The following is a 13,546-nucleotide window of genomic DNA, read 5'->3' as shown; positions in this document are numbered from 1 at the left end:
GGCTAGTGTGGACCATCATGCAGCCGATCATCCGCGTTCTGCGCAGCGCCTCAACGCTTTGGCCGTTCTATCTTGCGGTGGTGGTGGTTTCTTCTGCCGTTGCGGGGTTGAGTTTGCTCAGTCCGTTTTGGCTCCGTGAGGCCACGGACACGATTGTGGACGGCGGCGCGGTCCGCACCGTCGTGTGGCTGGCGGTGGGGTTGTTCGCCGCGGAGGCAGGCGCGACGCTGTTGCGAAACGTGGCTGGCTACCTCGGGGATGTGATGGTGGCGCGTATTCGCCAGGTGTTGTCTACGCGCTATTTTGCAAAGCTTCTGGCACTGCCACAGTCGTATTTTGACGGCCAGGTCACGGGCACGATCATCGCGCGGCTGGATCGTTCGATTGCGAACGTCACGCAGTTTATCCAGTCCTTTACTAATACCTTCTTGCCAATGCTGCTTCAGGTGGTGGCCATTTTGGGCATCACTGCCTACTACTACTGGCCGCTGACGGTGCTTTTGGCGTTGCTGTTTCCGTTGTATACGTGGTTGACTGCGCTCACGTCGAAACGCTGGCAGGTGTTTGAGCAGGAAAAGAACGCCAACATCGATGAGGGCAACGGCCGTTTCGCCGAGGTTGTGGGCCAGGTGAAGGTGACCAAGTCGTATGGCGCTGAGGTGCGTGAGCTGGAGAGCTTCGGCCGCCACTACACCAATACGGTGGAGATTACGCGTCCGCAGTCGCGCTGGTGGCATTCGATGGACACGGCACGCGGCGTGGCCATGAACCTGATCTTCCTGGGCATTTATCTGATTGTGTTCACGCGGACGCTGAACGGCTTTTTCACTATCGGTGAGATGGTGATGCTGATTCAGATGGTGACTATGGCGCGTCAGCCGGTGATCATGATGAGTTGGATTGTGGATTCGGCGCAGCGGGCGATTGCGGGTTCGCGCGACTACTTCAAGGTGATGGATGAGCCGGTGGAGCCGACTGCGAACCACCAGCTGGTTCCGGCCACTGAGGCTTCCGACATGCCGGAGGTGACACGCACCCAGCAGACCCCACTGCCGGTGCGTGAGCCGGTGGTTGCGTTTGATCAGGTTACTTTCGCCTACACGCCTGGGGAGCCTGTGCTTCACGACGTCACGTTTTCCGCCCACAAAGGCGAAAAAATCGCCCTGGTTGGCGAGTCTGGTGGGGGCAAGTCCACAATTGTCAACCTGCTTTTGGGCTTGTATCCGGTAACTCAGGGTCGCCTTGAGGTATGCGGTGAAGAGCTGGGCGAGTTGGACGTGGAGAAGCTGCGCGCCACAACCGGTGTGGTGTTTCAGGAGGCTGCGCTGTTTTCGGGCTCTGTGTTTGAAAACATTGCGTACGGCAAGCCGGAGGCCACGCTGGAGGAGGTTGTGGCGGTGGCAAAGCGTGCCAACGCGCACGGCTTCATCATGAAGTTCACCGACGGCTACGACACGGTGATTGGTGAGCGCGGTTTGCGTCTGTCCGGCGGACAGCGCCAGCGTGTGGCGGTGGCGCGCGCCATGTTGAAGGATGCGCCGATTCTGATTCTGGACGAGGCGACCTCCGCCTTAGACACCAAGGCGGAGCGCGCCGTGCAGGCTGGGTTGGACGAGTTGATGGAAGGCCGCACCACCATCATGATTGCGCACCGCTTGTCCACCATTGCGGGTGTAGACACGATCATCACGCTTCGTAACGGCCGCATCGACGAAATCGGCTCGCCTGCTGAGTTGGCGGTCTCCGGAGGTATTTATTCGGAGCTGTTGAAGCTGACTGCGTCCTCGTCTGCGGAGGATCGTAGGAGGTTGAGGGCGTTTGGGTTTGCGTCGGAAAGCATGAGCCCCGATGAGGATGAGGACGAAGACGTCTAAGGCGCGCTAGCGTAGGGCGCATGCAGTTTCTGGACCTGGATACTTTAAGGGCCCGCGGCACCCGCAAATGGACCGTCTACGGCGATGACGTTATCCCCATGTTCATCGCGGAAAGCGACTTCCCCACCGCACCTGCGGTCAAAGATGCGATTGTTCAGGCCTGTGAGCGCGAGATGTTTGGGTACACACCGGCGCCGGACGCGCATCGTTTGGGGCAAGCGGTGTCGGATTTCTACGCGTCGCGCTACGGCTGGCGCCCGGAGCCTGCGCGCGTATTCCCGGTGGCGGACGTAGTGCGCGGCGTGCTGCTGGCCATCGAGCACTTCACGCAAGGCCCGGTGATTGTGCCGGTGCCAGCGTATTTCCCGTTCCTGGACATTGCTGATGCCGCCGGGCGCGAGCGTATCAACGTTGCAAGCACCCCGGGCCTGGATCTGGCAGAGATCGAGGAGGCGTTTACGCAGGGCGCGGGCAGCATCATTGTGACCAACCCGTACAACCCGGGCGGCTGGATTTTCAGCGAGGCTGAGCTGGAGGCCATTTGTGATGTGGCGCGCCGCTACGGCGGGCGCGTGATTGTAGATGAGATCCACGCCCCGCTTGTGCTGGATGGTCAGCACGTGTGCGCGGCGGCGAACAACCCGGATGTGTGCATTACGGTGACGGCGACTTCGAAGGCGTGGAACGTCGCGGGACTGAAGTGCGCGCAGATGATGTTCTCCAACGATGAAGACGTGGCCATTTGGCAGCGCATCAACCCAGTACTGAAGGACGGTGTGGGCACGCTTGGGATCGCCGCTGCGGAGGCGTGCTACGACCACGGCCGTGAGTTCCTCGATGAGGAGGTGGCGCAGCTGAAGGCCAACCGCGATTGGCTTGTCACCCACCTGCCGGAGGCGGTGCCGGGCATTACGTTCGAGGTTCCGGCCGCGACGTATCTGATGTTCCTGGATTTCAGCGACACGGAACTCGACGATCCGCGCCCAGCCGCCTGGCTGCTGGAGCATGCAAAGGTGGCCATGAATGAGGGCGCGGATTTCGGCCCTGGCGGTGAGCACAAGGCGCGGATGAACTTTGCTACCAGCCCGGAGATTTTGCGGCAGGCCGTCGAGCTCATCGCCCAGGCCATCCGGCTACGCTGACTGGCTATGGAGCAAACCCCTCAGGCAACTGATTTTCTTACGCCTACCCCTGCTGAGCAGCCGTGGCAGCGTCCGGACCCGGAGTGGTACAAGGATTCCGTGTTTTATGAGGTGCTTGTGCGCGCCTTTTATGACCCGGACGGTTCGGGTTCCGGCACGCTGAAGGGTTTAGAGGAAAAGCTGGATTACCTGCAGTGGTTGGGTGTGGATTGTCTGTGGATCCCGCCGTTTTATGATTCGCCTCTGCGCGACGGCGGATATGACATCCGGGACTTCCGCAAGGTGCTGCCGGAGTTTGGCACGGTTGAGGACTTTGTTTCACTTATCGACGCCGCACATAAACGCGGCATCCGCATCATCACGGACTTCCCGATTAATCACACTTCCGATTCGCACGCGTGGTTCCAAGCCTCGCGTACGGACCCGGATGGTGCCTACGGCGATTACTACGTGTGGACAGATGACCCGGAAAAGTACGCAGGCACCCGCATCATCTTCATTGATACGGAGGAGTCCAACTGGACGTTTGACCCGGTGCGCAAGCAGTACTTCTGGCACCGTTTCTTCTCGCACCAGCCGGATTTGAACTACGACAATCCGCGCGTACAAGAAGAGATTCTGGACGTGATTCGCTTCTGGCTGGATCTGGGTATGGATGGTATCCGCCTGGATGCTATTCCGTATTTGTTTGAGCGCGAGGGCACCTCGAGTGAGAACCTGCCGGAGACGCACCAGTTCATCAAACGCGTACGCAGGATGTTTGATGAGGAGTACCCGGGCCGCTTCTTGCTGGCTGAGGCGAATCAGCTGCCGCATGAGGTAGTGGAGTACTTCGGTGAGGGTACCCACGGCAAGGGCGATGAGTGCCAGATGGCGTTCCACTTCCCTGTCATGCCGCGCATCTTTATGGGGCTGCACATGGAAAACGCGCAGCCAATCATTGACATTTTGCGCCAGACCCCAGCGATCCCGGAGTCCGCGCAGTGGGGCATTTTCCTGCGCAACCATGATGAGCTGACGCTTGAAATGGTCACTGAGGAAGAGCGCGAGTACATGTACAAGCACTACGCGTTTGATCCGCGGATGCGCGCCAATGTGGGTATCCGTCGCCGCCTGGCACCGCTGTTGGGTGGGCATCGTGATCGTTTGCAGCTCGCCCACGCGTTGTTGCTGTCGCTGCCGGGTTCGCCGTTTATGTACTACGGCGATGAGATTGGCATGGGCGACAACATCTGGCTCTACGACCGCGACGGGGTACGTACCCCGATGCAGTGGTCGAATGACCGCAACGGCGGTTTTTCCTCCGCCGACCCGGAGCGTCTCTACCTGCCGCCAGTGCGCAATGACCAGTATGGATACCACATTGTGAACGCGGAGAGCCAGATGAAGCAGGAGAATTCCCTGCTGCATTGGGTGCGCACGTTGGTGCATGTGCGCAAGCAGTACAAAGCGTTCGGCCGCGGCTCCTACATTGAGGTTGAGCACGGTAACGAGCAGGTGCTGGCGTTTATCCGCGAGTACACGGATGAGACGGGCCGCACGGAGCGTATTTTGTGCGTGCACAATATGTCCTCGCGCCCGCAGCCTGTGGAGATGGAGCTTGCGCAATACAACGGCATTGTGCCGCGTGAGCTGTCAGGCAGCGTGGAGTTCCCGGCGATTGGTGAGTTGCCGTGGCTTGTCACACTCGCGCCGCACGGTTTCTTCTGGTTCGATATTTCAGCATGATCGATATCACCAAGGAGCGGTTTTTTGGGTCGAAGGCGGGTCGGGTGGTTGGCGGGGGCGTCGATAAGCATAAAGCCCTCGGCTCTTATACCTGGGAGATTGTGACCCTGGATTTGGGCACTCACCGTGAGTGCTATCAGCTGCTTCACGACGGCACACGCGACATCCTCGCCACCACCTACGGTGCGCAAACGTACGTGGAGCACATGGCGCAGCTTGGGCAGGTGCACGGGCAGCTGCGCGGGGGTGATGTGCGTCCGATGGGTGCGGAGCAATCCAACACCAACCTGATTGTTGGCAACACGATTGTGAAGGTCTTTCGCAAGCTGGAAGACGGACTGAACCCGGACGTGGAGCTCTTAAGCCGCATTGAGAACAAGCACGTGGCGAAGGTGACGGGCTACGTCACGCTGGATGGCCGCACGCTTGCGATGCAGCAGGAGCTGGTTGGCGGCACCGACGGCTTTGTGCTGGCTACCGCAGGGTCACTGGGTGCTGTGGATGCGCGTGCGTTGGGTGAGGCGATTGGCAGTGTGCACGCGTCGTTGGCGTCGGAGTTTGGTGTGGAAAAGCGTGCTGGTTCGGCCATTCGCGCGCAGCTTGATGCCAACCTGGATGCGTATCTGGAGCGCGCGTCGGTGTTGCGTGAGTTCGAGCCGGGCCTGCGGGCGTTGTATGCCGCGCTAGGCACCCAGGATGTGGACGTGCAGCGCGTGCATGGGGATCTGCATTTGGGCCAGACGCTTTACGACGCCCCGTTGTGGCACCTCATCGACTTCGAAGGGGAACCGGCGCGCCCGTTGGCGGAGCGTCGTAGGAAAGACGTGGCTTTGCGAGATGTCGCCGGCATGGTGCGCTCGTTTGGCTACGCGCGTGCCGTGGGTGAGCTTTCGCAATCGTGGGAATCTGAGATGCGTGATGGGTTGCTGGCCGGCTATGGGAAGTTAGACCAGGCGTTACTGGCGGCGTATGTTGCGGATAAGGCCGCCTACGAGGTGGTGTATGAGGCCAACAACCGCCCGGATTGGGTGGACATTCCGCTGACTGCGATCACACAGTTACTGTCCACCTAGTGGAATCTATTTCCCAAATTACTCCTTGGAGTGTACTGTGAGCCGCATCCTATGCATCACAGCTAACTCCTAGGAGGCAATTATGGGCTCAATCGCAGTCACGCGGAGCGGGTCTGGAAAGACCATCGCGATCACCTCGCTCGCGCTCTTTTCCATGTTCTTTGGCGCGGGCAACCTGATCTTCCCGCCGATGCTTGCCGTTCAGGCGGGCGACAACTTCTGGCCCGCAATTTTAGGCTTCCTCGGCACCGGTGCCCTCCTGCCGGTGCTCGCTGTGATTGCTATTGCGCTCTCGGGTGCTTCCGTACGCGACCTGTCCCAGCGCGCCGGCACCGTCTTCGGCGTCCTGTTCCCCATTCTGGCGTACCTGTCCATCGGTGCGTTCTACGCGTTGCCGCGTACCGGCGCGGTATCAATGGAGACCGCCATCACCCCACTGTTTGGCATTGAGGGTACAGCCGCGTCCGCAGTGTTCAACCTGCTGTTCTTCGGCGCCGCCCTGGCCCTGGCATGGAACCCCTCCACCATCATGGACAAGCTGGGCAAATTCTTGGTTCCGGCTCTGGTGATCCTGCTGATCGTTATGATCGTCGGCTCGCTGTTCCGCTGGGACGCCGAGCCGAGCACCCCCGGCGAGCAGTACGCAGACGGCGCGTTTACCGCTGGCCTGCTCGAGGGCTACCTGACCATGGACTCCATCGCCGCCTTGGCGTTTTCCATCGTGATCATCTCCACCCTGCGCATGAAGGGTTTTTCTGAAGGTGGCGAGATTGTCCGCGGCACCATCATCGCTGGCTTTGGCGCTGGCCTCATGTTGGCACTGGTCTACCTGGGCCTGGGCGGCATCGGCCGTGTTATCCCGACCGGCGGCGAGTACGACAACGGCGCGGGCCTTTTGGCAGATGCCGCGAACCTGACCATGGGTACCGCGGGCCAGATCATCTTCTCTTTGGTCGTGCTCCTTGCCTGCCTGACCACTGCGGTTGGTCTAATCACCGCTACTGGTGAGTACTTCTCCGAGCAGTTCCCCGGCAGCTACAAGGTGTGGGCGGTCTTCTTCACTATTTGGTCCATCGTGTTTGCTACCCAGGGCCTGAGCTTCATCATGGGCGTTGCCGCCCCGGTGATCGGCTTCCTGTACCCGCCGGCGATTGCACTGATCTTTGTCACCCTGGTTGAGCCTGCGTTCCGCAGCCGCACCCGCTTCACGTGGGCAATGTTTTTGCCGATCTGGGTTGCTGTGATCTGGTCCGCTATCGAGACCTTCATCGCCCAGGAGTGGGCTGCCGACGCCCTGCGACCTCTGGTGAACTGGGCGCCACTGGCCGCAGAAGGCTTGGGCTGGGTCCTGCCAGTTGTAGTAGCGTTTGTCATCGGCCTGATCATTGACTTTGCTAAGCCAAAGCCGCCGATGGTGGTTGGAACCAACGAGGCTGTCGACGGTGAGGTGGTTACCACGTAGCCTCGGGGCTATGAGTACCCCCCTTTCCTTAATTGATTTTTGCACCCGATACCCCGGCGAGTCCGTGGGCAAGGCGATAGAGCGATCTGTCACCTTCGCCCAAGAAGCGGAAGCGCTGGGGTTTTCGCGTATCTGGTACTCCGAGCACCACAACATGACGCGGATCATCTCTTCTGCGCCAGCTGTACTGATCGCGCACGTAGGTGCCAAGACGGAGAAAATCCGACTCGGCGCCGGCGGCGTGATGCTGCCCAACCATTCGCCCTATGTGATCGCGGAGCAGTTCGGCATGCTTGCAGAGATGTATCCGCAGCGCATTGACCTTGGCCTGGGCCGCGCCCCAGGTACAGACCAGCAGACGTTAGGCCAGGCACTGCGTCGTGACCCACGCGCGGCCGAGAACTTCCCGCAGGATGTGCTGGAGCTGCAGGCGTGGATGTCCAACCAGTCGCCCATGCCTGGGGTTGTGGCCATGCCGGGCGCAAGCACGAACGTGCCGATCTACATCCTTGGCTCTTCCATGTTCGGCGCCTCGTTGGCGGCGAAGCTGGGCTTGCCGTATTCCTTTGCTTCCCACTTCGCCCCGCAGCACTTAGAGCAAGCGACTACCTACTACCGGGAAAACTACGAGCCCTCCGAGCGCTACCCGGAGCCCTACTGCATCGCTGCGGTCAACGTGATCGCCTCCGAGAGCATGGAAGATGCGGACAGGCAAGAAAAACTTGTTCATAAAGAACGTGTTCGCGCCTTTGTAGGCCGCCGCGGTACCCCCCTTTCGGATGATCAGCTGGAGCAAATTATTCATTCCTATCAGGGGCGCCAAATTACGGATATGTTGCGCTACACCGCAAAAGGTACAGGCACCGAGGTGCGGGAATACCTGCAATGTTTTAGAGAGCACGCGAAGGCAGATGAGCTGATGATTTCCGTACAGGCACCTACGTTTGAAGAAACTGTCCATACTATGGGCATTGTTGCAACATCAATGCAATAGTATTCTTCACACACCAAATGGTTTGACCTGGAAAGAGGTAAGGCGTGACTGAATCCGTCCCCAATACCCCCTTACGGCGGCCGCAGCAGCACCAAGAAATCGCTAGCTACCTGCGCGACGAGATTTTCGCAGGCCGTATCCCGGTTGGTAAGTCGCTGCCGTCTGAGGCTGAGCTGTGTGAACAATTTGCTACCTCGCGGGGGCCAGTGCGTCAGGCTGTGGCCACGCTGCGTAGTGAGGGGTTGATTTCCTCGGGTCGGGGACGTCGTTCAATCGTCTTATCCAACACGCGCACGGAATCGTTTGAGGAAGTGCTGTGTACCGCTAGCCGCGTGGCGCAAATGGGCAAGATCCCGGGCCAGGTTTTGCAGGAGTTTGGCCTCCACCAGGCAAACGACCATATTGCAGAAGCGCTGTGGCTCAATGACACCAAGACGGTGGTAACGCTGCGCCGCATTCGCACCGCCAACGATCACCCGGTGGTGGTGGAGGAGATTTACTTCTCACCCTCTGTCTCCTCGACGGTGTTGAGCGTGGATCCGAACGCGGAATCGTTCCACCGCGAGCTGATGCGCAATGGTGTGAACTACAACAATATTTCGCGCAAGGCTCGTGTCACTCCTGCTACCGAGGAGCAGGCTGAGGCGTTGCAGTTGCCGGTAGGCGCGCCATTGCTTGAGATTGAGTTGCGTGCGTTTACGCACACGGGTGCTCCGGTGGAGTATTCGGTGCAGCGTTACAGCACGGAGCAGTTGACCTTCGGGTTAAATATTGTGCGCGGTCATTCCTCACCGTTGTGGATTGAGCTAGAACCAGAGCAGATCGGCTGATGCGGGGCGCTCGGATCGCCGGCGCGTTGACTGCGGTTGGGGTGTTGCTTGCTGGATGTGGGGCGTCCACGCCGGCAAGCAACATGCTGACTGTGGCAGCTTCCGCACCGCCAGCAAGTTTGGATTTCACTACGGTTGGCGGTGCTGCGGCGCCGCAGGCGTTGGTTGGCAATGTGTATGAGACGCTCGTGCGTATCGACGCAACGGGCACCCCACAGCCCAACCTAGCCACATCCTGGGACGTCAGTGATGACGGCACGGTGTACACGTTCCATCTGAAAGAGGGCGTGACCTTTTCTGACGGATCACCGTTTACTGCGCATGATGCGGTGTTTTCCATCAATTATGTGAAAAACGAGTGGACCAACGGGCTGAAGGCCCAGATGGATCCCGTTGCAGAGGCACTCGCTCTTGATAGCGCTACGCTGCAAGTCACCCTCTCGGCACCCAGCGAACCCTGGCTCTGGTCCATGGCCACGTTGACGGGCGCGATGATGTGTGAGGACTCGATTCCTCGCCTTGCAACCGACCCGTTGGGCACCGGCCCGTATACGGTGGCGCGGTTTGATGAGGGCACGGCGATTACGTTTAAGGCGCGCGATGAAAAACGCAGGGATGCGCAAATCCGCTACTTCGCTGATGCGGCAAGCTCCGTTAACGCGCTGCGCGCCGGTGATGTGGATGTGGTGTGGGCGATGCAGGCGCCACAGCTTTTGGATGCACTGCCGGACGACATCGGCGTGCAGGTGGGCACCACCAACGGCGAGGTGCTGCTCAGTATGAACAACAACGCCGCTCCTTTTGATGATCCGGATGTTCGCCGCGCTGTGGCCTACGCCATCGACCGTGATGCGCTCAACCAGGTGGTGTACAACGGCCTGGCCACCGACACCGGTGGCGCCCCTGTCCCGCCAACGGATCCGTGGTTTAGCAACCGCAACTACTACCCCTTCGACCCGGACAAGGCCCGCGAGCTGCTTGCCGGCCGCACACCCGAGATCACGATCACGGTGCCATCGCTGCCCTATGCGCAGACGGCGGCGGAACTGATTTTCTCGCAGCTGCGTGACGTTGGTTTTGTAGTCAACCTCGAAACCGTCGAGTTCCCGGCGGTGTGGTTGTCCAAGGTGTTGAAGGGGGCGGATTATCAGGCGTCGATTATCGCGCACGTTGAGCCGCGCGATATCCCGAACCTGTTTGGCAACCCGGACTACTACCTGGGCTACGACAACGAACACGCCCGCGAGCTGATCACCGCAGGTGATGTGGAAAGCATGCGCTTGGCCGTGGACCAGATCATGGATGACGCCGGAGCCTTGACCTTGGTCAACGCCCCCAACATTGTGCTCACCCGCCCGGGCATTAGCGGGGTAGATCCGAACGTGGTGACAGATTCCCTGCCCCTGGCAGACATCGAGGTGGAGGAATGAGAAACGGCTTTACCCGAGGCGTTGCCCGCTTTGTCGCGCTCATGGTCGCGGCAAGCGTGATTATTTTCGTGCTTCTGCGCGCAGTGCCGGGCGACCCGGCGCGCATCGCCCTTGGCGTTACTGCCACCGAGGAAGCAGTTGCGGAGCTAGCCACGCGCCTGGGCACGGACCGCCCCTTGGTTGTCCAGTACTTCGACTGGGTCACAAACATGCTCACGGGCAACTTCGGCATCTCGATGTCCTCGGGGCGCGAGATTACTAGCACCATCTGGGAGCGCGCCGGGGTATCCCTGACACTGACCATCCTTGCCATGCTGCTGGCGATCATCACCGCAGTTCCCCTGGGCATCCACTTGGCGCGTACACCAAACGCGGTGCTCTCCGGGCTCACCCAGGTGGGCATTGCGGTGCCCTCGTTCCTCGTCGGCATCCTGGCGGTCAGCGCGTTCTCCGTGCGGCTCGGTTGGCTGCCCGCCGGCGGCTGGGGCACCCCCGCCCACGCCGTGTTGCCAGTGTTTTCGCTGGCCTTAGTGCAGTCGGCGATTCTGACCCGCTACGTGCGCTCGGCTGTGGCAGAAGAGATGGGCAAGGATTATGTGCGTACGGGAAGGAGCCAGGGGGCGTCGATAAGCGAAGTGCTCTATCGTTCCGTTTTGCGCAACGCCGCACTGCCCGTGCTGACCGTGACGGGCCTGCAACTGTCCACCATGATCGTCGGCGCCGTGGTGGTTGAGCGCGTGTTTGCGGTGCCTGGGTTAGGGTCGCTGCTGCTGGATTCCGTGGGCAACCGCGACCTGACCACCGTGCAAACCGTGATGATGCTGCTGGTGGCGTTCACGCTGGTTATCAACCTGATCGTTGACCTTCTGTACGCCGCCATTGACCCAAGGAGCCGTCGATGAAACGCACCGCAGGGTTTGTCATTGTCGGCCTGATGATTGTGCTTGGGCTGTTGTCGTTGGTCTGGACGCCCTACGACCCGCTGCAAGCCGACCCGTTGGTACGCCTGCAGGGATCCAGCCTCCAGCACCTCATGGGCACCGACGAGCTGGGCCGCGACGTACTGTCGCGCATCATGTCCGGGGCGCGCCTGACCATGGCCGTAGTTGTAGGGGCGGTGGCCATCTCCGCGCTCGTGGGTATTCCGCTAGGGATCTGGGCGGGCATGCACACACGTGCCGGGCGCGTAGTTATGGGCGCAAACGACCTGCTGCTGGCCTTCCCCGCGCTGCTTTTGGCGATTGTGTTTACCGCCGTGTTCGGCGCGTCGGTCTGGATCGTGGTGCTGGCCATCGGCATCGCCGGTATCCCTGGCTTTGTACGCGTGGCTCGCGTGGGCACGCTGCAGGTGCTCAGCCAAGACTACATTTTGGCCGCCCGCATGGCGCGGGTGCCTGGTCCCGTGATTGCGTGGCGGCATGTGTTGCCGAATATCGCACACCTGCTGATCACTCAGGCGACAGTGGCTGCGGCCCTTGCCATCTTGGCCGAGGCAGGCTTGTCGTTTCTTGGCCTGGGTGCGCCAGCCCCGTTCGCTTCTTGGGGACGGATGCTGCAAGCCTCGCAGCCGTACCTGGCTACCGCATGGCATTTGGCACTGTGGCCCGGTTTGACAATTGTGTTGACGGTGTTGGGATTGAATGTGATTGGGGGTTCGCGTGATCGTCGTTAAGGATCTGCGCATTGAGGGCATCCTGCATGGAATTTCCTTCGAGCTGGTGCGCGGCGAGCGTCTCGGCATCATCGGCGAGTCCGGCTCCGGCAAGTCACTGACCGCCCTTGCCATCATGGGGCTGACCGACCTGCCGGTTTCGGGCTCCATCACTATCGACGACACACAGATGGTCTCCACCCCCGACCGCGTGCGTCGGCGCGTTCGCGGTGCCACGGTGGGCATGGTGTTCCAAGAGCCGATGACGGCGCTTGACCCGCTGACAAAGGTGGGCAAACTCGTGCCGCGCGAGCTGCTGCTCGAAGTTGGTGTGGACCGCCCCGAGGCATACCCGCACCAGCTGTCCGGCGGCCAGCGCCAGCGCGTACTGATCGCGCTTGCGCTGAAGCAAAACCCGGACTTTCTGATTTGCGACGAACCCACTACCGCCCTCGACGCCACCACCCAAGCCCAAATCCTCGACCTGATTGACCGGCTGGTGCGTGAGCGCGACATGGGCCTGATCTTCATCTCGCACGATCTGGCTGTGGTACGCCGGATGACTACGCGTCAGCTGGTGTTTCGCGGCGGCGAAATCGTCGCGGGCGACTCCGAGTACGCGCAGACGCTGGCAGCTGCGGCGAAACCCGGCGCACCCGCCTCGCCTACCGTGCTGGGTGAGCCAGTCATTGAGCTGCGTGACGTGTCGCTGCGCCGCGGCAACACGCAGGCACTTGACGGTGTGACACTGACAGTTCACGACGGTGAGCGCCTCGGCATCGTCGGCGGCTCCGGCTTCGGCAAAACCACGCTCATCCACACGATCGCAGGGTTGTTGAAGCCGGATTCCGGCACCGTACACACACGCGGACGGATGCAGATGGTCTTCCAGGACCCGTATTCCTCGCTGAATCCGCGCATGAAGGTGCGCGACTCCATCCGTGAAGCCGGAGTGGATGCGGCGCGCGCCGAGGAAGTGCTCAACGCCGTTGACCTGGCGGGTACTGGCGATCGCCTGCCGCGGGAGTTCTCCGGCGGCCAGCGCCAGCGCATCTCAATTGCGCGCGCCGCCGCCCCACGTCCCGACGTGCTGCTGGCAGATGAGCCGGTCTCCGCGCTGGACGTGTCGCTGCGTGCGCAGGTGCTTTCGCTGATTAGCTCCACCGTGAACACCAACACCCTCATCTTCATCACCCACGACCTTGCTGTGGTTCGTGAAATCTGCCCGCGCCTCGCCGTGATGCAGGCGGGTCGGATTGTGGAGCACGGCAACACCGAGGAGATCTGGGCGAACCCGCAACACGAATACACCCGTGAGCTGATTCGTTCCGTCATTACAGGCTAGGGCGCGGCCGATCACGC

11 protein-coding genes are annotated in these 13,546 nt (G+C 60.8%); all 11 read left to right on the top strand.

Features of this window, described 5'->3' with window-relative positions; all coding sequences use genetic code 11:
* The first annotated feature begins 17 nt into the window (after positions 1–17).
* Positions 18–1,874 carry an ABC transporter ATP-binding protein gene (locus HMPREF3101_RS03610; RefSeq protein ID WP_070462703.1) on the top strand — a complete coding sequence of 619 codons (1,857 nt, stop codon included), beginning with the start codon at positions 18–20 and terminating at the stop codon, positions 1,872–1,874.
* 20 nt (positions 1,875–1,894) lie between these two features.
* Positions 1,895–3,016 (top strand): MalY/PatB family protein, encoded by a 1,122-nt coding sequence (locus tag HMPREF3101_RS03605; RefSeq protein ID WP_070462647.1) that lies wholly within the window; start codon positions 1,895–1,897, stop codon positions 3,014–3,016.
* A gap of 6 nt (positions 3,017–3,022) precedes the next feature.
* Complete coding sequence (treS, locus tag HMPREF3101_RS03600) at positions 3,023–4,744, top strand: maltose alpha-D-glucosyltransferase (protein ID WP_070462646.1); 1,722 nt, start codon at positions 3,023–3,025, stop codon at positions 4,742–4,744.
* On the top strand, positions 4,741–5,817 hold the full coding sequence (locus HMPREF3101_RS03595; RefSeq protein WP_070462643.1) for a phosphotransferase: 1,077 nt from the start codon (positions 4,741–4,743) through the stop codon (positions 5,815–5,817). Before treS ends, HMPREF3101_RS03595 begins: the two co-directional genes overlap by 4 nt.
* Before the next feature lie 82 nt (positions 5,818–5,899).
* Entirely contained in the window at positions 5,900–7,279 is a 1,380-nt protein-coding gene (gene brnQ, locus HMPREF3101_RS03590) for a branched-chain amino acid transport system II carrier protein (protein ID WP_070462641.1), read from the top strand.
* A gap of 10 nt (positions 7,280–7,289) precedes the next feature.
* On the top strand, positions 7,290–8,273 hold the full coding sequence (locus HMPREF3101_RS03585) for an LLM class flavin-dependent oxidoreductase (RefSeq protein WP_070462634.1): 984 nt from the start codon (positions 7,290–7,292) through the stop codon (positions 8,271–8,273).
* Positions 8,274–8,317: 44 nt separating this feature from the next.
* A complete protein-coding gene (locus HMPREF3101_RS03580; protein ID WP_070462633.1) occupies positions 8,318–9,103 on the top strand; it encodes a GntR family transcriptional regulator in 786 nt (261 codons plus the stop codon).
* Positions 9,103–10,533 (top strand): ABC transporter substrate-binding protein, encoded by a 1,431-nt coding sequence (locus HMPREF3101_RS03575; protein ID WP_070462632.1) that lies wholly within the window; start codon positions 9,103–9,105, stop codon positions 10,531–10,533. The genes HMPREF3101_RS03580 and HMPREF3101_RS03575 overlap by 1 nt, the downstream gene beginning before the upstream one ends.
* Entirely contained in the window at positions 10,530–11,435 is a 906-nt protein-coding gene (locus tag HMPREF3101_RS03570; protein ID WP_070462631.1) for an ABC transporter permease, read from the top strand. Before HMPREF3101_RS03575 ends, HMPREF3101_RS03570 begins: the two co-directional genes overlap by 4 nt.
* Positions 11,432–12,205: an ABC transporter permease gene (locus HMPREF3101_RS03565; protein ID WP_070462629.1), complete on the top strand. Its 774-nt coding sequence runs from the start codon at positions 11,432–11,434 to the stop codon at positions 12,203–12,205. Before HMPREF3101_RS03570 ends, HMPREF3101_RS03565 begins: the two co-directional genes overlap by 4 nt.
* A complete protein-coding gene (locus tag HMPREF3101_RS03560; RefSeq protein ID WP_070462627.1) occupies positions 12,192–13,529 on the top strand; it encodes an ATP-binding cassette domain-containing protein in 1,338 nt (445 codons plus the stop codon). The genes HMPREF3101_RS03565 and HMPREF3101_RS03560 overlap by 14 nt, the downstream gene beginning before the upstream one ends.
* The last annotated feature ends 17 nt before the right edge of the window (positions 13,530–13,546 follow it).

The sequence above is a fragment of the Corynebacterium sp. HMSC29G08 genome (assembly GCF_001806875.1).
Lineage (GTDB): Bacteria > Actinomycetota > Actinomycetes > Mycobacteriales > Mycobacteriaceae > Corynebacterium.
The sequence above is the reverse complement of the archived record's forward strand: the minus strand, read 5'-3'. Positions and strand labels throughout refer to the sequence as shown.